General features: G+C 62.5%; 19 protein-coding genes. 7 read left to right on the plus strand and 12 right to left on the minus strand.

Going from position 1 to position 21,970, the window contains the following annotated elements; genetic code table 11:
• On the minus strand, positions 1 to 857 hold an 857-nt coding region (locus tag RBH26_RS02430), incomplete at its 3' end, for a DNA glycosylase (RefSeq protein ID WP_306756322.1).
• 158 nt (positions 858 to 1,015) lie between these two features.
• Here RBH26_RS02430 and RBH26_RS02435 point away from each other — a divergent pair.
• Complete coding sequence (locus tag RBH26_RS02435) at positions 1,016 to 1,501, plus strand: DUF555 domain-containing protein (RefSeq protein ID WP_306756324.1); 486 nt, start codon at positions 1,016 to 1,018, stop codon at positions 1,499 to 1,501.
• Between the two features lie 189 nt (positions 1,502 to 1,690).
• Here the strand turns inward: RBH26_RS02435 and RBH26_RS02440 are convergent, their stop codons facing one another.
• The 4 genes from RBH26_RS02440 to RBH26_RS02455 form a co-directional block, all read right to left on the minus strand.
• Positions 1,691 to 1,927, minus strand: a complete 237-nt coding sequence (locus RBH26_RS02440) for a UPF0058 family protein (RefSeq protein WP_306756944.1) — start codon at positions 1,925 to 1,927, stop codon at positions 1,691 to 1,693.
• 317 nt (positions 1,928 to 2,244) lie between these two features.
• Positions 2,245 to 2,424, minus strand: coding sequence for a hypothetical protein (locus RBH26_RS02445; RefSeq protein WP_306756325.1), 180 nt, complete (start codon positions 2,422 to 2,424; stop codon positions 2,245 to 2,247).
• Between the two features lie 108 nt (positions 2,425 to 2,532).
• Complete coding sequence (locus RBH26_RS02450; RefSeq protein WP_306756326.1) at positions 2,533 to 3,504, minus strand: transcription initiation factor IIB; 972 nt, start codon at positions 3,502 to 3,504, stop codon at positions 2,533 to 2,535.
• A 407-nt stretch (positions 3,505 to 3,911) separates the two neighbouring features.
• Positions 3,912 to 4,196 carry a DUF357 domain-containing protein gene (locus RBH26_RS02455; protein ID WP_306756327.1) on the minus strand — a complete coding sequence of 95 codons (285 nt, stop codon included), beginning with the start codon at positions 4,194 to 4,196 and terminating at the stop codon, positions 3,912 to 3,914.
• 125 nt (positions 4,197 to 4,321) lie between these two features.
• Here RBH26_RS02455 and grxC point away from each other — a divergent pair, with 125 nt between their 5' ends.
• Entirely contained in the window at positions 4,322 to 5,647 is a 1,326-nt protein-coding gene (grxC, locus tag RBH26_RS02460) for a glutaredoxin 3 (RefSeq protein ID WP_306756329.1), read from the plus strand.
• Between the two features lie 303 nt (positions 5,648 to 5,950).
• On the opposite strand, the gene RBH26_RS02465 is transcribed toward grxC, so the two are convergent.
• The gene (locus tag RBH26_RS02465) at positions 5,951 to 6,256 is read right to left on the minus strand and encodes a hypothetical protein (protein WP_306756330.1); all 306 of its coding nucleotides are present in this window, start codon (positions 6,254 to 6,256) and stop codon (positions 5,951 to 5,953) included.
• 330 nt (positions 6,257 to 6,586) lie between these two features.
• Between RBH26_RS02465 and RBH26_RS02470 the strand changes: the two genes are divergently transcribed.
• Complete coding sequence (locus RBH26_RS02470; RefSeq protein WP_306756332.1) at positions 6,587 to 6,898, plus strand: winged helix-turn-helix domain-containing protein; 312 nt, start codon at positions 6,587 to 6,589, stop codon at positions 6,896 to 6,898.
• A gap of 259 nt (positions 6,899 to 7,157) precedes the next feature.
• Positions 7,158 to 7,415, plus strand: a complete 258-nt coding sequence (locus RBH26_RS02475) for a winged-helix domain-containing protein (RefSeq protein ID WP_306756333.1) — start codon at positions 7,158 to 7,160, stop codon at positions 7,413 to 7,415.
• 151 nt (positions 7,416 to 7,566) lie between these two features.
• Here the strand turns inward: RBH26_RS02475 and RBH26_RS02480 are convergent, their stop codons facing one another.
• Positions 7,567 to 10,095 carry a BGTF surface domain-containing protein gene (locus RBH26_RS02480; RefSeq protein ID WP_306756334.1) on the minus strand — a complete coding sequence of 843 codons (2,529 nt, stop codon included), beginning with the start codon at positions 10,093 to 10,095 and terminating at the stop codon, positions 7,567 to 7,569.
• A gap of 700 nt (positions 10,096 to 10,795) precedes the next feature.
• Here RBH26_RS02480 and RBH26_RS02485 point away from each other — a divergent pair.
• The 3 genes from RBH26_RS02485 to RBH26_RS02495 all read left to right on the plus strand — a co-directional run bounded on the left by RBH26_RS02485 (position 10,796) and on the right by RBH26_RS02495 (position 15,856).
• Positions 10,796 to 12,355 carry a hypothetical protein gene (locus RBH26_RS02485; RefSeq protein WP_306756945.1) on the plus strand — a complete coding sequence of 520 codons (1,560 nt, stop codon included), beginning with the start codon at positions 10,796 to 10,798 and terminating at the stop codon, positions 12,353 to 12,355.
• A gap of 4 nt (positions 12,356 to 12,359) precedes the next feature.
• Positions 12,360 to 14,996 (plus strand): MMPL family transporter, encoded by a 2,637-nt coding sequence (locus tag RBH26_RS02490; protein ID WP_306756335.1) that lies wholly within the window; start codon positions 12,360 to 12,362, stop codon positions 14,994 to 14,996.
• 101 nt (positions 14,997 to 15,097) lie between these two features.
• Positions 15,098 to 15,856, plus strand: coding sequence for a helix-turn-helix domain-containing protein (locus tag RBH26_RS02495; protein WP_306756336.1), 759 nt, complete (start codon positions 15,098 to 15,100; stop codon positions 15,854 to 15,856).
• A 27-nt stretch (positions 15,857 to 15,883) separates the two neighbouring features.
• Here RBH26_RS02495 and RBH26_RS02500 read toward each other — a convergent pair whose 3' ends face one another.
• From RBH26_RS02500 to RBH26_RS02520, 5 genes are all read right to left on the minus strand, one after another.
• Positions 15,884 to 16,678, minus strand: a complete 795-nt coding sequence (locus RBH26_RS02500) for a VOC family protein (RefSeq protein WP_306756337.1) — start codon at positions 16,676 to 16,678, stop codon at positions 15,884 to 15,886.
• A gap of 48 nt (positions 16,679 to 16,726) precedes the next feature.
• Positions 16,727 to 18,430 (minus strand): Na+/H+ antiporter NhaC family protein, encoded by a 1,704-nt coding sequence (locus tag RBH26_RS02505; protein WP_306756338.1) that lies wholly within the window; start codon positions 18,428 to 18,430, stop codon positions 16,727 to 16,729.
• 156 nt (positions 18,431 to 18,586) lie between these two features.
• Positions 18,587 to 19,699, minus strand: coding sequence for a GTP-binding protein (locus RBH26_RS02510; protein WP_306756339.1), 1,113 nt, complete (start codon positions 19,697 to 19,699; stop codon positions 18,587 to 18,589).
• Positions 19,700 to 19,884: 185 nt separating this feature from the next.
• Positions 19,885 to 20,130 carry a PRC-barrel domain-containing protein gene (locus tag RBH26_RS02515; protein WP_306756341.1) on the minus strand — a complete coding sequence of 82 codons (246 nt, stop codon included), beginning with the start codon at positions 20,128 to 20,130 and terminating at the stop codon, positions 19,885 to 19,887.
• 335 nt (positions 20,131 to 20,465) lie between these two features.
• Positions 20,466 to 21,764 carry a tRNA(Ile)(2)-agmatinylcytidine synthase gene (locus RBH26_RS02520; RefSeq protein ID WP_306756342.1) on the minus strand — a complete coding sequence of 433 codons (1,299 nt, stop codon included), beginning with the start codon at positions 21,762 to 21,764 and terminating at the stop codon, positions 20,466 to 20,468.
• Positions 21,765 to 21,970 lie beyond the last annotated feature (206 nt).

Below are 21,970 nucleotides of genomic sequence, written 5' to 3' on the forward strand. Positions count from 1 at the left end.
AAGATGTACGTCTGGGCGTAGCCGGCATACTCCCCGCCCAGTCGCTCGCGGATCGCCCGTGAGGTGGCGGCGTAGGAACCCCGATCACAGTCGGGATAGTACTCCTCGACGGCCGACTTGAGCCAGGTATCGAGCGGGACGGCCTCGTCGAAGCCCAGCGAGAACAACAACACGCAGTCGGCGACCTTGTCGCCGACGCCGACGAACTGGGAGAGATAGTCGCGTGCGGCCTCGTACTCGAGGTCGCGTGCGTCGGCTGGGTGGGCCTCCCCGCTCGCGACCATCTCTGCCGTCCGGACGACGTACGGGGCACGGTAGCCGAGACCGAGATCGCGCAGTTCGGCTTCGGTCGCAGCCGCCAACTCCGCCGGCGTCGGGAACGCGTGATAGGTCTCACCGTCGAAATCGACCGGCTCGCCGTACTCGCGGGCCAACGTCGAGACCATCGTGTGAATGCGGCTCACCCGCATCTGCGTCGAGCAGATAAAGGCGATCAGACAGCCGAAGGGCGGATCGTCGACCAGACGCATTCCGCGGTGGGCCGCGTACGCCTCCGTCAGTAGGGGGTCGTCGGGTGCGTTCTCGACGATCGCCTCGAGGTCGTCCTCGAGACACAACAGCCTGCGAACGAGGGCGTCGGCGTCGGTCGTCGCCGCCCACTCGAGGGCGTCCTCGGTCTGGCGGACGCGGACGACCTCGCCGTCGACGACGGTGTGATACCACGCCTCGGGTGCGGGCGTTCCGCTGTACATCTCGCCGTCGCTGCGTCGCCAGAGGTAGCTCTGGCCGCTCTCGAGGGTTCGATACAGGTCGAGCCCGCCGGAGAGTTCGCCGAGAGGAATCGTCCCGGTTTCCATTCGTGGGAGGCTTCGACGGCGCGGGCTTTTGCCTTTCGAAGCCCCGTTCGGGTGGCGTCGGCGGTCGCGTTTCGACGGCGGATCGAACCTGTCTGCCAGCCCGTGAGTCCGTTCTAACGAGGCGAACTTTCATACTGGATGCGAAACAATACCAGTGTATGAACTGCAGGGTTGTCGTCGAAGCCGCCGTGCCGGTGTTCGACGTTGAGACGCCAGACGAGGCGATTCGCATCGCCATTTCGAAGACGGGCGAGATGTTGAACCCTGATTTGAACTACGTCGAGATCAACATGGGCGAGCGCACCTCCCCATCCGGGGAAGAGCTGCCGCCCGCCTTCATCGCGGCCGACGAGGCACTGGTCGCACTCGAGTTGGAGATGACCGTCTTCAACGTCGAGCGCGAGGAACACGCCTCGCGGATCGCGCGCAAGGAGATCGGGCAGCGACTCGAGAACATCCCCCTCGAGGTCAAACAGGTCGAGGAACTCGAGGAAGAAGAGATCGAAGACGAGTCGGAGTCGGAGTCGGAGACGGAGTCGACGAACGACCGAGAGTCGTCGGAACGCGATGAGACCTCGGCCGAGGGGAGCGATGAGTCCGACGACGAGGAGATCCTCCCCGAGTTCGAGGACCTCGTCGAATAATCCCGATCGAACCACCGTTTTTCGGTCGTTCCCGACTCGGTGAAACAGTCGAAACGAAGCGAAACAGCAGTGAAATCGCCGACCCGATCCCACCCGGACGGGGACGGCGGCAAGAACCGCAACAGGGGAGTCGAAACGACGAGTCTCGCCAGTCAGTAGCAGTAGTAGCCGAAGGAGTCGACGAGTTCCTCAGTCTGCAGTAGCGGCGACTGCTTCCTGCTCGCCCTCACGCATGTTCGTTGTGATCCCGCCGGCGAGTGCAAAAACGGCAGCCTTATGATCTGTTTTCGACTTGTGAATCGACGTCGGTCGAATACCGAGCGACTCGTACTCCTCGAGGTCGATCTGACAGTCTTCCCACTCCGCACACTGGTTCGATACCTCCGCGAGAAGGCCGTGAAGGTGAATGAGCTCCTGCTTCTTCATAACCATGCATTCCTATCCACTGCAGGGTTATATTATTATCTTGAGTTGCGTTAGCACGCACCCTGTGTCGGAAACCCGGGATATCACGGTCGAAGAACTCGAGCACGCCTGCTGTATCGATCCGAAACCGACCGCAGGGAGTGCCTGTAAGACGGTATTTCCAGAATAATCCGTGCTTTCGTCTCAGGTTTCGAAAGTCACACTCTCGAGAGGTAAACCGTCGCTACTGCTGGTATGCGCGTCGAAACGGCCGGCGGAATATCGATATTACCGGTCGGCCAATCGAAACGTCGACAAAAACGAGGAACGAGCCGTCGCTACCCGAGCTGTTTCAGCGTCTGGAGGTCACGATCCGTTCGAGTGAACTCTGCCATTCGCCGGGTGGCATGGCAGTTCGGACAGTGAAACATATCGGCGGCTGCAGGAAGTTTACCCGGAGAAAGCTGCCAATCCTTCGCACATTCTGGACACAACAGTTGCACGGTCGTTTCATCCATGGTACGTCATTTCACACCGCACCTCAAAAGTGTTGTCGCTCGTTCCGTCGGGAAACGTCCGCCCGCAGTCGCACCGATACCGCCGATGACAGGGCCAGAAACGTCTCCTTACGCAGGGGCCGCCGTGTCCGAAGCCTCGAGTAGTTCCTTGTAGCGGTTGCGGATCGTGACCTCGGAGATGCTGGCGACCTCGCTGACGTCGTTTTGGGTCACCTTCTCGTTGGTCAGCAGGGCGGCGGCGTAGACGGCGGCGGCCGCGAGGCCGACCGGCGACTTGCCGCTGTGGACGCCTTCCTGGCGGGCCGACTCGAGCAGTTCGCGGGCCATCCGCTCGGTCTCGTCCGAGAGATCGAGGTCGCTGACGAACCGCGGGACGTAGTGTTCGGGGTCGGCCGGCTTGACCTCGAGGCCGAGTTCCCGGATGATGTACCGATAGGTTCGGGTCAGCTCCATCTTCTCGACGCGGCTGACCGCCGAGATTTCGTCGAGACTGCGCGGCGTGCCGGCCTGGCGGGCGGCGGCGTACAGCGACGCTGTCGCGACGCCCTCGATCGATCGGCCAGGGAGCAGGTCCTCCTCGAGTGCGCGACGGTAGATGACGCTTGCGGTCTCGCGGACGTTCTCCGGCAGCCCGAGCGCGGAGGCCATCCGGTCGATCTCGCCCAGCGCCTGTTTGAGGTTGCGCTCCTTGGAGTCACGCGTGCGGAACCGCTCGTTCCAGGTGCGCAGGCGCTGCATCTTCTGGCGCTGGCGACTCGAGAGCGCCCGGCCGTAGGCGTCTTTGTCCTGCCAGCCGATGTTCGTCGACAGCCCCTGGTCGTGCATCATCTTCGTCGTCGGAGCGCCGACACGCGACTTCTCGTCTTTCTCGGCGGCGTCGAACGCACGCCACTCTGGGCCGCGGTCGATCTCGTCTTCTTCGACGACGAGGCCACAGTCGTCACAGACCGTCTCGGCGTGTTCGGTGTCGGAGATGAGCCGGCCGCCACACTCGGGGCATTGCTCTTTCTCTCCGGCCTGTTCGGTCGTTTTTTCCTCTTCGGTCTCGCCTTCGTAGGTTCTGATGGTGGTGTCTGTCATGGTGTATCGGACTCGTATCGGGTGCGTTACTCGGGACTCCCGGGTGGGGGAACCAGAAGAAACCCGGTCGCCTCAGCTAACATAGAGTAAGGCCGTAACGCATATAAGTGTTTCGCCTACCGTATAAACTAACCGGGTTTCCTGTTATATATGTTTCGGATATATACTTATTAATCATTTCGGTCCGCGTCCTCGGCGGCGCCCGGACGAGTCGCCGACCGACCGTCGTGGGAAACGTATCAAGGGCGGTGGGTGTCGCTCGGTGCACGTGAGTACCACCTACGTACGTCTATACGCTCCCATTACAGAAGCGTGGTGTCCATACAGATTGGCATCGCTATCCGAACTGTTCAACGATCGAACCGGTCGGATCGGCAGTTTCGACCGACGCCTCGAGCGGCCTCGGCTCAAACCGTAAAGAGATGTCCCTCGGTCGGCACGTCGAAGAGGCCGACGCGGGCCCCTGCATCGAGCCACGCGTGCCCGTAGGAAAACGACGCCAACGCGTTGACGAGGTCGTCCTCCTCGCGGAAGTGGCGGCCGTCCTCGAGATACGAAGTCGCCATCTCGTAACACTCCTCGGCCGCCTCGGCCATCGGGGTCCCCGCCGGCGGCGCGATCGACGCCGCCTCGAGGGCCTCCGCGAGCAGTTCCCCGTAGCGATCCGTCTTCTCCTCGAGTTGTGCAGCCATATCGGAGTGTCCGCGGGCCCGTTCGTAAAGTCGTCGACCCGTCCGCGCTCGATATCGTCCGGAACGTCCCCATCGTTCTGCAGGGAACACAAGTCGTATACACCCCGTCTCCCATATACAGGGACATGAGCGACCAGCCACGCGTCGAGATCTATACGAAAGACGAGTGTCCGTACTGCGAGAAGGCCAAGGATCTCTTCGACAGCAAGGGCGTCGAGTACGAGGAGTACAACGTCTCCGGCGACGACGAGCTGTTCGAGGAGATGGTCGACCGCGCAGACGGACGCAAGACCGCTCCCGAGGTCTTCATCGACGACGAACTCGTCGGCGGCTGGGACGATACGAGCGCCCTCGACGAGACGGGTGAACTCGACGAGAAACTCGGGCTGGCGACCGACGGCGGCGAGGAGATCGTCGAACACCGACCGCTGCTCATCGCCGGCACGGGGATCGCCGGCCTCACTGCGGCGATCTACGCCGGTCGTTCGAACAACGATCCGCTGGTCATCGAAGGCGACGAGCCCGGCGGCCAGCTCACGCTGACGACCGACGTCGCCAACTACCCCGGCTTCCCCGAGGGGATCAGCGGCCCCGAACTGGTCAACAACATGAAAGAGCAGGCTCGGAAGTTCGGTGCCGACCTCAAAAACGGCGTCATCGAGTCGGTCGACGACTCGACGCGGCCGTTCCGCGTCGAGTTGAAAAACGGCGACGTCTACACTGCCGACGCCGTGATCGCGGCCTCCGGGGCCAGCGCTCGGACGCTTGGCATTCCCGGCGAGGACGAACTGATGGGCTACGGTCTCTCGACGTGTGCGACCTGTGACGGCGCCTTCTTCCGTGGCGAGGATATGCTCGTCGTCGGTGGCGGCGACGCCGCCATGGAGGAAGCGACCTTCCTCACGAAGTTCGCCGACACCGTCTACATCGCCCACCGCCGCGAGGAGTTCCGCGCGGAGGATCACTGGATCGACCGCGTCCACGAAAAGGTCGAGGACGGCGAGATCGAGATCATGAAAAACACCGAACTGATCGAGGTCCACGGCTCCCAGAAGGACGGCGTCGACCACGTCACGCTCGTCGAAAACGAGATGGGCCATCCCACGGATCGACTGGACGACCCCGAGACCAACGAGTTCGAGTTCGACGTCGGCGCCGTCTTCCTCGCGATCGGCCACACGCCCAATACGGCCTACCTCGAGGACACCGGCGTCGAGATGGACGACGAAGGCTACCTCCGGACCCAGGGCGGCTCGGGCGGTGGCCAGACCGAGACCGACGTCCCCGGTATCTTCGGTGCCGGCGACGTCGTCGACTACCACTACCAGCAGGCCGTCACCGCGGCCGGCATGGGCTCGAAGGCGGCACTCGACGCCGACGAGTACTTAGAGGACGTCGAGCGCGCCGACTCTGGCGCCGAAGAGGCCAAAACCGCAGCGGCCGACGACTGAGACGGACTGCGCTGTACCGCTGTCGCGCCGATTACGTAGTGGCGTCCGGTCTCGGTGACGCGACCGGTTCCACCCGAGGCGTCTGTAGAGCGAGTACAACGTTTTCGTTCCTTTTGTTGGCCGTGGCTACGCAGCGGACGCAAGCGCGCGATAAGCGGCCGTCAGACGGCTACGAGCGCATGGCACGCGACCGTTGACTTCCCCACGACTCGACTCAGGACGCGAGGTCGTCGAACCGGGCCTCGACGTCGAATTCGGTCGGTCCTGTCCTCGAGAGTCGAAAAGCACAGCGGGCGGTCGGCGTTAACCATCGTTCGTCCTCCCCTCGCGGTCGTCCGGCCGATAGGGGATCGCCGCGTCCGGGCCGACGACACGAACCCCCAGCTGGCTCGCCTGCGCGCGGATCTCGAGGACGTGCCTGCGGGCCTGCTGTCGGGTTCGGGCGGTCGTCTCCTCGAAGGCCGTCCCCGTCGGATGCTGGATGTCCGCGAGGAGCGCCCGGGTCAGAGCGTCGAGTCGCTCGAGGCGGGTTTCGATAGGTCGGTCTCGAGTAGTCGGTTCGTCCTGTCGGTCGGGAGCGTTTCGATCCCGTGAATCGTCGTTCGACATGGCTTCTGGAGGGTGTGACGGAAGCCCCTCGCGGACTCGGTGTCTCTAGATCGATCCGCTGTTGCTGATACTGTCGGCCAGCAGTCAGTGAGCCGGCGGTCGCGAACGCGCGGCCGTCACCGTCGGGACGGCCGCAGTCGCGTGACGATCGTCGAATCGTGCTGTCCAACAGTATGACTCGCTGGCTTCGGACCCACGTGTAGCTTCCGTGATGCGAAGTCACGGCCCCAGGTACTTAATTTCTAGTGTATTTGTTCCGTATGTGGAGTATATACCTCAAACAGCGCTCGATCCGTTGCAGTTAATCACTACACAGTCGACCTGCGGGGTATGCGGGCCCGTGTCGCCTGGATGAACGAAGCCGACGACGCGATCCTCGAGTACCTACAGGAACTCGAGACCGAGACGGGCCACCGGATCGCGTTACCACCGACTGCAGTCTGGTACAACCTCGTCGAGGAACTCGCCGTGTTAGATCGGAGTCAGAACACGATTTCTCGCCGCATGAACGTGCTCTCGGATGCGGGATTACTCGAAAAAACCGACGAAAAACGCGGCTACTACCGGCTGACGGATCGTGGCAGTTCGTATCTCGACGGTGACCTCGAGGCGAGTGCCCTCGAGGACCCCGACTCGAACTGACGAGTCGAAAAGCGGTGTTGGAGCGTGTCGAGAATCCATCGAGCGGCCGCAAACTCTCCTGGGGACTCGCGACTGTGGTCGCTGCGTTGGGGGTCGGAAGCGTCACGTCCGTGCAGTACACTACCAGCTCCTGTGTATTTATAGATTAGCGTATTTACGCTATTATTGGATACAGTATACGCTATCAAATCGACGAACCAATTCAAGTTAATGTGCGTCGGTGGGACAACTGCGCCGAATGCGACCCCGGCCAGAGTGGATGTCACTGAAAGACGGACTCATCCTCGAGTTCCTCGCAGAGCACGACCTCGAGCTTCCAGCAAAGCCACTCTACCGAAATCTGAATCGACACGGCCACGAGATCGGCTACTCGACCGTTCGCCAGCGATTGGGCGAACTCGAGTCCCACGGCCTGCTCACGAACATCGACGACGCAGGGTATTACGAGATCACCGAGAAGGGACGTGCGTATCTCGACGGTGACCTCGAGGCGAGTGCCCTCGAGGGCGACGAATAGGTTCGCCTCGACGCGCTGCTTTTGTATCCGATCGACGCTCGCTGAGATTTCGGACGCTACAGCTGTCGCTGGTCGGTGTAGCGGTCGAAAGAAATGGAATGTGCGTCGAAAGCCGGACGAAGTCCGGTGGTTCGGAAGCTGCGTGCGTCAGTTAGTTCTGACGGCGGAGCGCCAGCATGGCGGCGCCGATCAGAGCCGAGATGGCGACAGCGACACCGAAGCCGGGCGTACCGTCATCGTCGGCTTCGTCGTCATCGTCGTCGTCAGCTGCGTCGTCGTCAGCTGCGTCGTCGTCATCGTCGACGGGTGCGTCGTCGTCGCCGTCATCCTTCTCGGTGACGGTCAGCGTACCCTCATCGGTGGCGTCGTCGGCAGTGACCTTCCAGTCGTAGCTGTCAGCGTCAAGGCCGTCGACTTCGAAGGTGACCGTTGCGGAGTCGTCACCGTCGACCGTCAGGTCAGCGTCGTAGACCGAGCCGGCGATCTCGAGTTCGACCGTCGTGGTCACTTCGTCGGCGTCGTTGTTGGTGACCGTGGTGTCGAACTCAGCGGTTTCGCCTTCCTCGATGTCGTCGACGTCGACGTTAACGTCGAGACCCTCATCGTCGTCGACAGGCTCGTCACCGTCGACGAGCAGCGTCTCGATTTCGTCGTCATCTTCATCGAGGGAGTCTTCGACGAGCAGGTCAGCGTAGACGCCGGACTGCTCGTCACCGAGGTCGAACTCGGCCGTGAAGACGTTGTTGCCGTCCTCGTTCGCTTCGACGACAGCGTCCGTGGTGTCGACGAAGCCACCTTCGTCAGACGGCGAGTCGATGTCAGCCGGGAGCTCCGTACCGGGTGCGACCGTCGTCGTACCCGTCACGGTTGCGCCGTCAACGGCTTCGATCTGGTCAGCGGAGTCGTCCCACTCGACCTCGCGCTCGTTGAGATCGTACGCGAACTCGAGTTCGATATCGTCATCGTCGTCTTCGTCAACGTAGTCGCTGTTGTAGTTGACGATGAACGTACCTTCGATCGAGTCAGTGTCGTCCTCGGTGATACCCTCGGTGACTTCGAAGATCAGGTTGCCTTCGTAGTCGTCCTCGTCGTCAGTGACGAGCGAGAGGGCGAGTTCTTCGTCACCGTGGTCGTCGACACTGTTGTTGGTGGCCCACGTGTACTCATCGTCGAACGGACCGTCATCGTCGCCTTCCAGCTCAACGACGATGCCTTCCTCATCGTAGAGCTCGTCAACGTCGTACTCTGCGAGCTCGTCGATCATGCCGTCAGCACCGAAGTCCTCGACTTCGATGAAGACACCGTCGTCGTCAGCGATCTCGCTGGTCTCCGTGATCAGACCATCTTCCATCGCTTCCTGGTAGTCTTCGAAGTCGCTAACGGATTCGTCTTCAGGTGCCGTGTAGACGTTGACGTCGCTGAAGTCAGCGCGGTCGCCAACGACGAGGCGGTCACGGTCGCCTTCAGTTTCCCACTCGAATTCTTCTTCGTCAGCATCCCAGGCGTCGTCGAAGTAAGCCTGAGCGTCAACGTCCTCGGTACTCTCTAGTTCACCGACAGACAGGTCCCAGTTGTACGCAGGGAGGGACTCGGTGTCGTCACCGTCGAGGAGGTTTTCATCTGCATCCTCCGGGATGTATTCGTCGGAGATCTCCGCATCATCGTAGTCGTCTGGGAGGACCCAGGTCGACGTGTGAGCGTTGAACTGGACGACAACTTCGTCGTCGTCGAGTTCGTCGAGATCGTAGACGGAGACCGCGGAGACGTAGCCGTCGTCCGCGTCACCGAGGACGAGCGTCGCTTCGTCGGACTCCTCGGCGGTGAACGTGATGTTCGCGATGTCACCTTCGCTGACGGAGTCGACGTCAACGAACTCCCAGTCAGCATCGTCGTCGGTCACCGTAACCGAGGCGGTGTCCTCTGCGAAGGAGTCAGTGACGTTGAAGGTGAACTCGTACTCGCCGGTGTCGATGTCAGCGTTGGTGAATTCGGCGTCGAATTCGAACTCGTCGTCACCCTCGTACTGGTCGTCACCGACGAGCAGGGAGACGACGTCGTCGTCGTCATCCACTTCGATGTTGTCGAACTCGTTCTCGAAGAGCTCTTCGAGCTCGTCGTAATCGAGATCGTCCGCAGTGACGTTCACCCACTGCTCGTCACGGTCGGACTCGAATTCGACAACGGCGTCTTCGTCATCTTCGTTGACGGTGCTGCTGTCGAACTCAACGTCGAGGTCTTCTTCTTCAACCCAGAACTCGACCTCGTCGAGTCCCGTACTCTCGTCAGCGACCAAGTGGTACGGTTCGTCGATCTTGAGTTCAGTAGTGTCGAGTTCTGCCTCGTGGAGACCAGTGGTTTCGTTCTCCTCAATGCGGAGAGTGGTCTCACGCGTGTCCGAATCAGTATCTGACGAGGAGAGGCCCTCGTGGACCTCGATACCCGAGACGCCCTCGAGATCAACGTCCTCGTGAGCGTCGTTAATCGTGACTACTTGTCCTGCCCAAACGGGATCCAATTCAGCTGGGTCGCTCACCGTCGGACCGTCGTCGTCAGGGTCCGCAGGAGCGGTCGCCGCTGCGCCGCCCGCGAACGCTGCGGACATGGCGACAACGGACATGACCATAAGCGCGGCCAGGAACACTGCGCGTCCCTTTTCGCGATAAGTCGTGTTGTCTGTCATTTGTTATGTTAGTGTTTGATTTCGATTAGTTAGCGAGCTATTCACTGGAGGCGATTCCAGCACTCCACTGTCAGGTCATCGTCTTCCGACTCGACCTTCCGGGTAGGGGTATCTGAATCTATTTCCAGGCTCGGCATAAGTTTTGTGTTAGCGTATTTTCGGCAATCTGAAATGAGTTAATGGGAATATACCGACGAGAGCACGTCTCGAGCCGGTTGCCGATTTCGAAGCGAAACGACCCCCAGAAAGAGGGGGTATCGCAACGATAATATACGCCCGGTAACGAGCCGTTAGCGTCGACACTGATCGACGAGACGACCACTCGAGGTCGGCGTGTCGCGTCGTGGGGGCCAGCTACCGAGTAGGGACCGTGGCTCGTTTTTCGCGCCCCCGATGCGTGCGTACGATCAGATTACTGGTCGCGTCCCGACGCCGAATCACCGGCGCCGGACGCCCGCGGTCGAGCGTGCCATCGCGCGCTCGTCTCGGACTGACTGACTGTTCAGACACAAAATTTATAACCGGATCGTACACCGGTCTAGCTAATGACAGACTGCCCTCCCGCCAGCACTGCCGACTCGAGTCGAGTCGGTCCAGTGGTGGCGCGGTCGCTTGGAGACGTCCCGCGTGCGTGGTGGTCCCCGTGATTCGTCGACGGCTCGCCGTGGTCGTATTCGTCGTGGTACTGACCGTGAGTGCGATGGTGGTCCCGGTCGGTGTGTTTGCTGAGGACCGGTCCCAGTCCTCGACCGCGAGTGGATCGCTAGACCGCGGTGAACCCGACCTCTCCGTCCACCTGCCCGACGACGAGGTCACACCGGGGACGATCGACGAACTCGCCTTCGAGATCCGCAACGACGGCACCGTCATCACGGGCTCGGATAGCCGCGTCACCGACGCGACTGCCGTCACCGTCGAACTCGAGGACGCCGGTCCGTTCGAGGCGGAGACCGACGAGATCGCTATCGGTCCCGTCCAGGACGGCAGCGTCAGCGAGGCGCCCCTCCCGGTGAGCGTCCCCAAAGACATCGAGCCCGGCGAGTACGACGTCACCGTCGAGGTCAGTTACACGCACGTCTGGCAGGTCTCGAGCGACGGCAGCGTCGACCGCCAGAGCGAGACCGAGACCCACGACGTCACCGTCGAGGTTCCGGACGAACCTCGATTCGACGTGACAGACGTCTCGACGGCCGTCGAGCCCGGCGCAAGCGGTGACGCCGAAATCGAGATCACGAACACCGGCACCGAACCCGCAACCGAGACGCGGACCACGATCACCGCCGGTGGCGGCGTCGTCGTCGACGGCGGGACGGCCGAAGAGGTCCTCGGCGACCTCGATCCTGGCGAGTCGGCGACGGCGATCGTCTCGGCCCAGATCAGCGACGACGTCAGTGCCGGCGAGAAGCCACTCGACCTCGAGTTCACCTATCGGGACGGAAACGGCGTCCAGCAGACGGCCGAACCCGAAACGGCGAGTCTCGCACCCGCAGGCGAGCAGTCGTTCGCCATCGAGAAGCTCGAGGCCGATCTCTCGGTCGGCGCAGCCGGCACGGTCGAGGGCGACGTTCGCAACGAGGGGCCGCGGACGATCGACGACGCGGTGCTCGTCGTCGAGCCGATGAGCGACTCGCTGTTCGTCGAGGATACCCACTACGCTCTGCCGGAGCTGAAACCGGGCGAGACGGCCGCGTTCGACTACTCGACTGACGTAAGCGGGCAAGCCGACGCGGGCGCTCGCCAGCTGCAGTTCCACGTCGAGTACACCGGTGGCGACGAGACGCCGCTCCAGGACGGCCCTCATTCGGAACGCGTCGTCGTCGACGGCCAGGTCGACGAGTTCTCGATCGACGGGGTCGACACCACCGTCAGACAGGGCGAGACCGACGACCTCCTGCTCGAGATCACCAACGAACGGTCCCAGACGCTGTCGAACATCGACGCGATGTTGTACACCGGAAGCGATCTCGCGACCGATAACGACGAGGCGTTCGTCGCCGAACTCGAGCCCGGCGAGTCGGCCGAGATTCCGTTCGACATCTCCGCTGCGGACACCGCCGCAGTCGAGACGCATCCGATCGAACTGGACTTCCAGTACGATACGGAGCGAGGCGAGACGGTCGTCTCGGATACGTATCAGCATCCGATCGACGTCGTCGACGGCGAGAACGACGACGGCGGCGGCTTCGGATCGATCGTCGGCGTCCTCGCCGTGCTCGCACTCTCCGGAATCGGGCTCGTAACCTGGCGCCAACGGGGATAACCGAATGAGCGACGCCGATCGCGTCGACGACCGGGAGCGTGAGGGCGAGTCCGCTGGTCGGTCCGACACCGCCTCGAGCGAGGCGTCGACGACTCGAGAGCGCGCCGGGACCAGCCTGTCCGAGCGACTCGCCGAGCGACTGCCCTCGAGGGGGAGTGATGGTGACCGTGAGAACCCGTTTACCCGTCGCGTCAACCCGCTGATCTCGAACCGGCCGTGGACGGTCGTCCTCGTGTTTCTGTTGGTGACCGGCGTCTTTATCGCCGGCGCCGGCATGGGCGGCGGGGAGCAAGAGGCAGGTGCCGACCAGTTCGCGGACGACACCGACGAAGCCGAGGCCTTCGAGAGCATCCAGGACGACTTCGGTCACACCGGCCACGACGACGGTGGGGCGACGGCCCAGCTGTTCTTCGAAGACGAACGAAACGTCCTCTCACAGCCGAACCTGTTGCGGATGCTCGAGTTCCAGGACGAAGTCGAGACACGAGACGGGCTCCGCGTCGAATCGACCACGAGCCCGGCCTCTCTCGTCGCCGAACAGCTCGATCCAGAGGCACAGACGCCCGAAGAGCAGTATCGGGCGGTCGAACGCGCCCCACAGCGACAGCTCGAGGATGCAATTGCCGAGGCCGACGAGGTCGCCGGCCTCCCTGTCAGCACCGACTTCACGCAGTCGTCCGCCCAGGCAGACGTCGCCCAGATCGCGATCACGTACGACACGGCGCCGATGTCGGAGACGAACGATCACGCGGACCTGCAGTTCGAAACCGTTGAAATAGCGAACGATATCGAGGGATTCGACACGGACGAGAACGTCGTCATCTTCGGTGATGCGATCATCGAAGAGGAGACTCTCCAACTTCTCGGCGATACCTCGATCGTCGTCTTCCCGGCAGCGATGATTCTCATCCTCTTTTTCCTGCTTGTCGCCTACCGTGATCCGATCGATCTCGGACTTGGACTCGTCGCGTTGCTGATGACGATGATCTGGACGTTCGGATTTATGGGATTCGCGAACATTCCGTTTTCGGACTCGCTGATCGTCGTCTTCCCGTTGTTGCTCGCCGTGGGGATCGACTTCGGCATCCACATCATCAATCGCTACCGCGAGGAGCGAGCCACGGGGACGCCTATCGGGGAGTCGATGTCGATCACGGCGTCACAGCTGTCGACGGCGTTTTTGATCGTGACGCTGACGACCGTCTTCAGCTTCGCGGCGAACCTGGTCAGTTCGATGGATGGGCTCAGACACTTCGGCATCGTCGCCGCTGCGGGGATGATCTTCACGTTCCTCATTTTCGGTCTCTTCCTTCCGGCTGGGAAGGTCGGCTTCGACCGGCTTCGAGAGGGGACACGTTTCCCGCAGTTCGGAACGACACCGCTTGGCCGCGAGAACTCACGCCTTGGCGCGATACTCCCGGTCGGGGTCCGGATCGCCCGCGTCGCGCCGGCGATCTTTCTCGTCACGATGCTGATCTTTGGCGGCGCTGCTGCGGCGTACGGTACCGGCGTCGACACCGAGTTCGACGAGGAAGCGTTCTTCCCCGAGGAAGAGCGACTCGAACAGTACGAACACCTCCCCGGACCGCTGGCGCCGGGCGAGTATACGTTCATGACGGTCCTCGACTACCTGGAAGAGGATTTCGACCAGGGAATGGAAAGCACCATCACGATCTATATCGACGACGGGGAGTTACGCTCCGACACCGCGTTGCGCGATATCGAGCGCGCACTCGAGAATCCACCCGAAGAGTTCGAGACCGATGGCAGACAGGCCGACGCCGAAAGCATCCTGTCGGTCATCGAACGCCACGCCGCCGAGGACCCAGAGTTCGACGCGGTCGTCACGCGCTACGATTCGAACGGTGACGGGACGCCGGATCGCGACGTCGACGCGGTCTACGACGAACTGTTCGACTCCGAGGCCAGCGACGAGGCGAGCCAGTGGCTCACGACCGACCGTGGGGCAACACAGATCGAGATTACGGTCGACGTCGACGCGGAACAAGACGACGCCGTTCTCGCGGCACAACAGACCGCCGACGAACTCCCGATGGACGCGACGGCGACCGGTCAGCTGGTCATCTTCGAGTCCGTAATCGACGAGACGACCGACGCATCGATCAATAGCCTCGCCATCGCGTTTCTCCTGACGGCAATCTTCCTCGTTCTAACCTACTGGTGGCTCGAGGGACGGGCGATATACGGCGTTCTCAACCTCGTGCCGGTGTTGTTGACCGTCGCGTTCCTCGCCGGTTCGATGCGATACTTCGACATCCCGCTGAGTCCGATCAACGCCCCGATTCTCTCGGTCTCGATCGGACTCGGCGTCGATTACACCGTCCACTTCATGCATCGGTTCGTCGACGAGTTCGAAGACCGCCAGGACGTCCACGAGGCGCTTCTCGTAACCGTTCGCGGAACTGGCGGTGCGCTGACCGGCAGTATGCTGACGACCGTCTGTGGACTGGGCGTCCTGTACGCGGCGTTGATTCCGCTGATCATGGAGTTCGGACTGCTTCTTGCACTGGGGGTCTTCTATGCCTGTATTACGTCGATCCTCGTTCTTCCCTCGGTGATCGTCGTCTGGGACCGCCTCGAGTCGACCGATCGCTTGCCGACGATGGCGTCCTGGCGGTGATCGACATCGACTCAACCGTCAGTCTTCGTTTTTGTCCGGAAAACGTACAGAATCAAGTACGTGTAGTCAAAAGAAGTGGTACTCACGGTGGGTGAGAGATCATGAACACATCTGCATCGGATGCCCTCGAGGCGTTCGAGCGACTCGGGTTGACGAGCTACGAGGCGAAGGTGTTTATCGCGCTCCAGCGTCTCGGTTCCGGAACCGCACGCGACGTCTCCGACGTCGTCGACGTACCACGATCACAGGTCTACAGCGTCGCCGAAAACTTAGCCGAGCGTGGGCTGATCGAGGTACAGCAATCGAGCCCGATTCGCTATCGACCGGTAAGCGTCGACGAAGCTCGACAACTGCTCCGAAAGGACTTCGAGACCGAACAGGACCGTGCGTTTACGTACGTCGAATCCGTTCGCGAGGAGGCAAAGGCCGACGACGAACAGGAGAGCGTCTGGACCGTTCGCGGCCGAGAACGCGTTACGGAGCGTCTTCGGAGTCTCGTCAGCGAGGCCGATCAGCGGATCGTCGTTGCGATATCGAATCCAGAGCTGATCGACGACGAATCGGTCTCCCTGCTCGAGGGACGTGCGGCCGACGGGATAACGGTTCGCGTGCTCACGGACAGCGACGACGTCGGCGCTCGGTTCGACTCCTGTGACGGAATCGACGTCACCGTACAACGACGTCAGTTCGTGGCCGACGATAGTTGGGGACGACTGATCGTCGTCGATACGGACACGATCCTCTTGAGCGTCGTCGACGCCGGAACCGAAACCGCCATCTGGAGTTCACAGTCTCCGCTCGCGTCGATTCTCGTCGAACTGGCCACGAGCAGGATCGAGCGATCGACGGTCGTCGCCTGACCGCCGATAGCACTGACGTGGTGGAAGTTAGAACGGGAACAGCGAGTCGGCCTCGAGATCGCGTTCTAACAGTTCGATCTCGTGGCCGTCCTGGTCTTTCGTGAAGGCGTACATGTTGTCGTTGCTCTCCGGATCGCGGTAGTCGGGGGCCTCTCGCTCGAGGAGCGTCTCCCAGTCGTCGGTGAGGTCGTCGACGCGGATACAGAGATGGCCCCAGGCGTCGCCGAACTCGTAGGAGCGGCCGTCGTAGTTGTAGGTCAACTCGAGGGACATCGCCTCGGGGGCGGCGTCTTCGGGTTCGACGAAGTAGTTCGCGAAGGAGTCTGCCTCCCAGCGACGAGTCGGCTGGTACTCGAATTTTCGGGTCCAGAAGCCGAGTGCCTCGTCGGCGTCCTCGACACGGATCATGGTGTGGTCGAGCGACCACAGCGCCCCCTCGTCGGGGTCGCGCTGGACGATCTCGATCTCGTGGCCGTCGGGGTCTTTGACGAACGCGTAGCGGCCGCCACAGGATTCGGGGTCACGATAATCCGCGACGCCCTCGTCCATCAGCTGCTGGTAGTAGTCCTCGAGTTCGCCCTCGGGAACGCGGACCGCAATGTGGCCCCAGGCGTCGCCCGGTTCGACGTCCTCGCCTTCGTTGTGGGTGAGCTCGAGCATCGCACCCTCCTCGTGCATCTCCTCGGGACCCAGATAGACGATGGTGAAGCCGTCGCCCTCGAAGCGATCTTTCTCCTCGTACTCGAGGTGCGTCTGGTACCAGTCGAGTGACTCCTCGAGGTCCGAGACGCGGATCATCGTGTGGTCGAGCGTTCCGTCCATACGCGAATCCTCGCTTGCGGACGGCAAAAACGTGGCGAAGGCGGTGGTCTACTCGTCGGCCGACGGCTCCGAGCCGGTGGTTGCCCCGGCCGGATCGCGGTCGGTCGCGGACGCCTTCGGCTCGACTCCCTTGCGGCGGGCGTCGAGTTCGGAGAGGCCATAGACGAGGCCGATCAGGAGAACGGCACCCAGCGGCACGAAGATGTACCACGGGACGCCGAAGAAGCCATAGAGTGCATAACAGAGGATCACGACGAGCAGGACTGTCGTGGCGTAGTACAGCTGCGTCCGGATGTGGTCGATCAGGTCCGCACCGGTAAACGTCGAGGAGAGCACCGACGTATCCGAGATCGGCGAGGCATGGTCACCGAAGATCGCCCCCGAGAAGACGGCGCCGACGATGACCGGCATGAGATCGAACGTGCCGGTGAGGTCGTACGCGACCGTGATCGCGATCGGCGTCACGATCCCCATCGTGGCCCACGACGACCCCATCGTAAACGCGACGAACGCAGCGACGAGGAGGACGACGATCGGAAGAACGGCCGGCGAGACGACCTCGCCGGCGATCCCGGCGACGTATTCGCCGGTCCCGAGGTCCTCGGCGACCGCACTGATCGACCACGCGAGCACGAGGACGGTCACCGCGGTGAGCATGATGTTGAAGCCGTCCAGCACCGTCTCGACGCTGTCGCCGAGATCGAAGAGGTCGTAGAACAGACCGATCGCGATCGCGGTGACGACCATCGCGAACGAACCCCAGACGAGCGCGGCCGCAAAGTCACCCGCACCGACGACGTCGACGAGTACCTGTAGCGTCCCCTCGTCGGCCATCGCTGCCTCGAGCGCCGTCGGGGCGCCTGCCTCGGCCTGTTCGTCGATCCACTCCTGATACCCCGTCCAGAACGCGCCGGCGAGTGTGACGACGATCAGGACGACGATCGGCGCGAAGAAGGTCCGCAGCATCGGCCGATCGTCGATCGGTGCCCCGAGGTCTTTCTCGACCTCCTGGAGAGGTTGGGCGTCGTCACGGGTTACCTTCCCCGTCTGCCACGAGCGGTGCTCGGCGTCGAGCATCTCGCCGTAGTCCCGTCGCGAGAGGACGATGATCCCGACCATCAGGATCGCCAGCAGGGCGTAGGTGTTGAAGGGGATCGAGCCGACGAAGGTTTCGAAGACGCCGGGGACGTCCCCGGCTGCCACGTCGTACTCCTCGCTGTCGATCAGTCCCTCGTAGGCTTCGTCGATCATCGACAGCTGGAACGCAACCCAACTCGAGAGCCCGATCGTCGCGACCGGCGCAGCCGTCGAGTCGACGATGTAAGAGAGCTTCTCGCGTGAGATCCGCATCTGGTCGGAGATCTCCCGCATCGTGGAGCCGACGATGGCCGTGTTGGCGTAGTCGTCGAAAAACAGGAGGATCCCCAACACCCACGTCGTAACGCCGGTGTTGCGCTGGGTCTCGAGGCGAGCCGTCGCCCAGTTGCGGACGGCGGTCGCGCCGCCAAGTCGCCAGATCAGCGCCACACCCGAGCCCAAAAGCAGGGTGAACACGAGGATATTCGCGTGGAACACGTCGCCGATCGACTCGGTGACCCACGTAAATGTCTGTCCGATACCGATACTTCCGGTCGCGATGACGCCGCCCGACCAGATACCAAGAAACAGCGAGAGGATCGGTCGCCGCGTTACGATCGCGAGGCCGATCGCGAGCAGCGGCGGCACGAGCGAAAGCGCTCCGAATTCAGACATAAGTGATTACTTGGAAGGCGACCTGATAACGGTACTGATTACGCTTCTCTCGAAGAATAATCAAACTTTTATAAAAAAGTCACGTCGGCGGTCGACTCGAGGCGACGGCGCTCGACCGTCACTCGATCGGTCACGAAAATCGGGGAAGCGCCGGATTCAGCGGCGCAGAATCAGTTTCAACACGTCCTCGTCCTCGAGCACGTGGTCGGTACCGACCTGCTGTTCGTCGTGGGTCGCGCTCGGGCCGGTGACGCGGGCAAAGCGGAACCGCTCTTCCATCTCGCCGCCGAGTTTCTCGACGGCGTCGCCGACGGTCGCGCCCTCCTCGACGACCAGTGGCTCCTCCCAGTCGATGCCGCGACCGGGTTTGTTCATGTAGACTCGGATCAGTCCGAGGTTCTCCCAGATACGGTCTTTCAGGACGTCGAGTCCCTTCTCGGCCTCGGCACTGATGAAGGTGACCTCCTCGGGATCTAAGTCGCGCTCTCGCAACTGCTCGTCTACCGTTTCCTTGTAGTCGGGCTCGATGAGGTCGACTTTGTTGACGCAGGTGATCGAGGGGATGTACTCGCGGTTGTCCATCAGACCGTCGATCAGTCGGTCGATCGTCACCGTCTCCTGGAGGTTGAGGTCGGCGTTGACATACCCCTGGTCGCGGAGGACGTCTTTGATCGTCCCTTCGTCTAACTCCTGTTCGGTACTCGAGGTGATCTTGATGCCGTCCTTGTGCTTCGGGCGGACGGTGACCCGCGGGGGCTCCTGGTCGACGCGGATGTTGATGTCGTAGAGCTCCTCTCGCAGACGGTCGTACTGGTCGATCTCGAACACGGAGAGGACAAAGAGGATCAGGTCGGCGTTGCGCACGACCGCAAGCACCTGCTGGCCGTCACCCCGTCCCGCGGCGGCGCCCTCGATCAGTCCGGGAACGTCGAGCAGCTGGATGTTCGCCCCCCGATGGTTGAGCATCCCGGGATTGACGTCCAGCGTCGTAAACTCGTAGGACCCGGTCTCGCTCTCGGCGTTGGTCAGTGAGTTCAGCAGCGAGGACTTGCCGACGCTGGGGAAGCCGACCAGCGCGACCGTCGCATCGCCGTGTTTCTCGACCGAGTAGCCGCCACCGCCGCCCGAGCCCGACTGCTGTTTCTCGAGTTGCTCTTTTTTCTCCGCGAGCTTGGACTTCAGCCGGCCGATGTGGGCCTCGGTCGACTTGTTGTAGGGCGTGTTGGCGATTTCCTCTTCGATCTCCTCGATCTCCTCCTCGAGCCCCATTTGTCAGTATCCAACCGCCGGTCCCGAAAAACACTTTCGACCCCGCCACGGGAGCGTGACATCGCTGCTGTGTCCGGGGATCGAAGCGTCTCGCCGGCAATCTCATACGGACTGCTGTAGTCAATTACCGCCGATCGCCGACCCCGGATCTGGCGATCGGCGGTAAATCGTTACAGCGATCCGTATCAGTTGTCGACGACGATCGTATCGTTGACGACCGCCACGCGGTCCAGAGGGATGAGCAAGCGATCGTCCGCATTGGTTTCGAAGTCGACCGACCGCGATCGGAATCGCCGCGCGGGCTCGACGACGAGATCGACGAGCTCGCCGGAGGTCGGGTGTAGCGTTACGTCGTGGATCGTTCCGAACTCGACGCCGTCGTTGCCGACGACGGCCTTCCTCGTGAGGGCGCTGGCGAATACGTCGCTCATGGCCCCCGGTCCACGACTCTCCCTCATAAAACTCCGGACGGTTGCGATCCTGCAACGGTTACAGACGACCGTTTCGCTCGTCGAAAGGAACGTAGGCAGTTGGTATCTTCCCGAGTCGTCGCCGAAACGGTTTCAGGCGAATCGCTGTCCGTCTCACACCACGTAGCGCCGACGAGATCGACGTGAGCGACTCGAGTGTTGCGATCGGGATCCGTCAGTCATACTACCGGACAAAAGTCAGTAAACACCCGATCGCACTCGAGACACGATCGGATGGGTAGTGACTGCTGTCCGGTAGTATAAGTTGCGTGGCCGACCGCATCGTATCGAGTTGACTACTGCTCCGGATGGATCGGCGCGTCGAACCCGCCACGTACCAGTGGCTTCGCGATGTGGCGTCGGGCACACGGCGGAACCTCGTACCAGCCGACCTCGAGGTCGCGCTCGAGGGACCGTTCCGCCTTTCCGGGCGCGTCGGTCTCACAGTCTCGACACCGATACCCCTGATTTCGCCCGGCGCTTTTCATCGTCCGCCCGCAGTCGGGACAGGTCGGCGTCACGCGCTCGGTCGTCACCAGGTCACGGACGGCGAACTTCTCGAGTTTGAGCGTTCCTTGTGAGCACTCGCCACAGGCAGTGATTCGGTCACCGACACGGAGTGTGCGGACGCGGTCGCGAAAGCGCTTCGTTGGCTCGAAAGCAGCACACGCGAGGCGGGCTGGCTCGTCGCCCGTACTATCGTCACCGTCGGCGACGCTCTCGAGGTCGACGAACACGTGGCCGCCGCGGCGCGTCTCGGGCTCGCTTGCGACCCGACCGTCGACGCGATAGGCGCGACCGTCGACGACCGACTCGAGCGTTCCCTCGCGCAGATGGACGTCCGTTCCCTGGTTGGTCACGAACAGCTGGCTCGAGACGACGGGTTCGCTCTCGATACGGGCGGCGACCTCGCGGACGACGTCGGGGTCGTCGCCGCGGATTCCGTGGAGGATCGGCCCCGGCGTGTGGGGGACACAGACGGGTTCGTCCTCGCCGCGGTCGACCGTGTCCCAGACGGTGGGGTAGCCCCAGTCGGCCGCCGCGAAGACGCTCTCGTCGTCGACCGTCCGCGGGGTTCCCCATCGCTCGGGCGCGCGATAGGAAATGTACTCGTAGGTCCACTCCTCGAGAGTCGGCCAGGCACCGACGGCGGCCACGGCGCCGATCCGTCCGCGACCGTCGCCGACGTGCCAGGAGCGGTAGCCGTGTCGGTCGAGCAGGGCCGTCGCGTCGTCGATCTCGAGGTGGTCACGGATCGCCAGCCGAGTGAACGCCTGGACGTCGTCGGGGACGGCCGCCGGCTCGTCCGCGGCCACTGCGAGCCCCGGGTTCGTCCGCTCGTCCGTCGCTTCTGCGAGGGTCTCGAGTCGCTCGCGGGCGACATCGAACGCCAGGTCGGGATCGGCGTCGGTGTGGATCGCCAGCGCGGCGTTGCCCCGTGTCTTGTACTTCACGGCGGGGTTGAGACGGACGAGCAGCAGCCGCGAGACGGTCGCGCCCGCCCGACGCAGTCGCTTGCCGATCTCCGCGGCGACGTAGGTCGTACACATCCCGCGCTCGCGTGAGTCCGTATCGTCCAGGCCGACGACGGTCATCGTCCGTGGTTGGGCAAGCGGCGAGTAACCCCTTTCGGGACGTCGCCGTCACCGCCTCGGGCTGGATTCGATCCGTCGTCGGGGACGAACGTTCATATTCGGAGACGATAACCGGTATATAAGTATACTGCCGGTACAGAAACGAACCGCGACACGGCATCCGAATCCCCGGGGGAAAGCGTCTTATACGAGGAATAGCTTACATG

Origin of the sequence: Natronolimnohabitans sp. A-GB9 (assembly GCF_030848565.1) — an archaeon.
Taxonomy (GTDB): domain Archaea; phylum Halobacteriota; class Halobacteria; order Halobacteriales; family Natrialbaceae; genus Natronolimnohabitans.

Bases quoted from the DNA above. Each gene is read 5' to 3' on its own strand.
- RBH26_RS02435 (WP_306756324.1), top strand. From the start codon at position 1,016: ATGAACTGCAGGGTTGTCGTCGAAGCCGCCGTGCCGGTGTTCGACGTT.
- RBH26_RS02440 (WP_306756944.1), bottom strand. From the start codon at position 1,927: ATGAAGAAGCAGGAGCTCATTCACCTTCACGGCCTTCTCGCGGAGGTA.
- RBH26_RS02445 (WP_306756325.1), bottom strand. From the start codon at position 2,424: ATGGATGAAACGACCGTGCAACTGTTGTGTCCAGAATGTGCGAAGGAT.
- RBH26_RS02450 (WP_306756326.1), bottom strand. From the start codon at position 3,504: ATGACAGACACCACCATCAGAACCTACGAAGGCGAGACCGAAGAGGAA.
- RBH26_RS02455 (WP_306756327.1), bottom strand. From the start codon at position 4,196: ATGGCTGCACAACTCGAGGAGAAGACGGATCGCTACGGGGAACTGCTC.
- grxC (WP_306756329.1), top strand. From the start codon at position 4,322: ATGAGCGACCAGCCACGCGTCGAGATCTATACGAAAGACGAGTGTCCG.
- RBH26_RS02465 (WP_306756330.1), bottom strand. From the start codon at position 6,256: ATGTCGAACGACGATTCACGGGATCGAAACGCTCCCGACCGACAGGAC.
- RBH26_RS02470 (WP_306756332.1), top strand. From the start codon at position 6,587: ATGCGGGCCCGTGTCGCCTGGATGAACGAAGCCGACGACGCGATCCTC.
- RBH26_RS02475 (WP_306756333.1), top strand. From the start codon at position 7,158: ATGTCACTGAAAGACGGACTCATCCTCGAGTTCCTCGCAGAGCACGAC.
- RBH26_RS02480 (WP_306756334.1), bottom strand. From the start codon at position 10,095: ATGACAGACAACACGACTTATCGCGAAAAGGGACGCGCAGTGTTCCTG.
- RBH26_RS02485 (WP_306756945.1), top strand. From the start codon at position 10,796: ATGGTGGTCCCGGTCGGTGTGTTTGCTGAGGACCGGTCCCAGTCCTCG.
- RBH26_RS02490 (WP_306756335.1), top strand. From the start codon at position 12,360: ATGAGCGACGCCGATCGCGTCGACGACCGGGAGCGTGAGGGCGAGTCC.
- RBH26_RS02495 (WP_306756336.1), top strand. From the start codon at position 15,098: ATGAACACATCTGCATCGGATGCCCTCGAGGCGTTCGAGCGACTCGGG.
- RBH26_RS02500 (WP_306756337.1), bottom strand. From the start codon at position 16,678: ATGGACGGAACGCTCGACCACACGATGATCCGCGTCTCGGACCTCGAG.
- RBH26_RS02505 (WP_306756338.1), bottom strand. From the start codon at position 18,430: ATGTCTGAATTCGGAGCGCTTTCGCTCGTGCCGCCGCTGCTCGCGATC.
- RBH26_RS02510 (WP_306756339.1), bottom strand. From the start codon at position 19,699: ATGGGGCTCGAGGAGGAGATCGAGGAGATCGAAGAGGAAATCGCCAAC.
- RBH26_RS02515 (WP_306756341.1), bottom strand. From the start codon at position 20,130: ATGAGCGACGTATTCGCCAGCGCCCTCACGAGGAAGGCCGTCGTCGGC.
- RBH26_RS02520 (WP_306756342.1), bottom strand. From the start codon at position 21,764: ATGACCGTCGTCGGCCTGGACGATACGGACTCACGCGAGCGCGGGATG.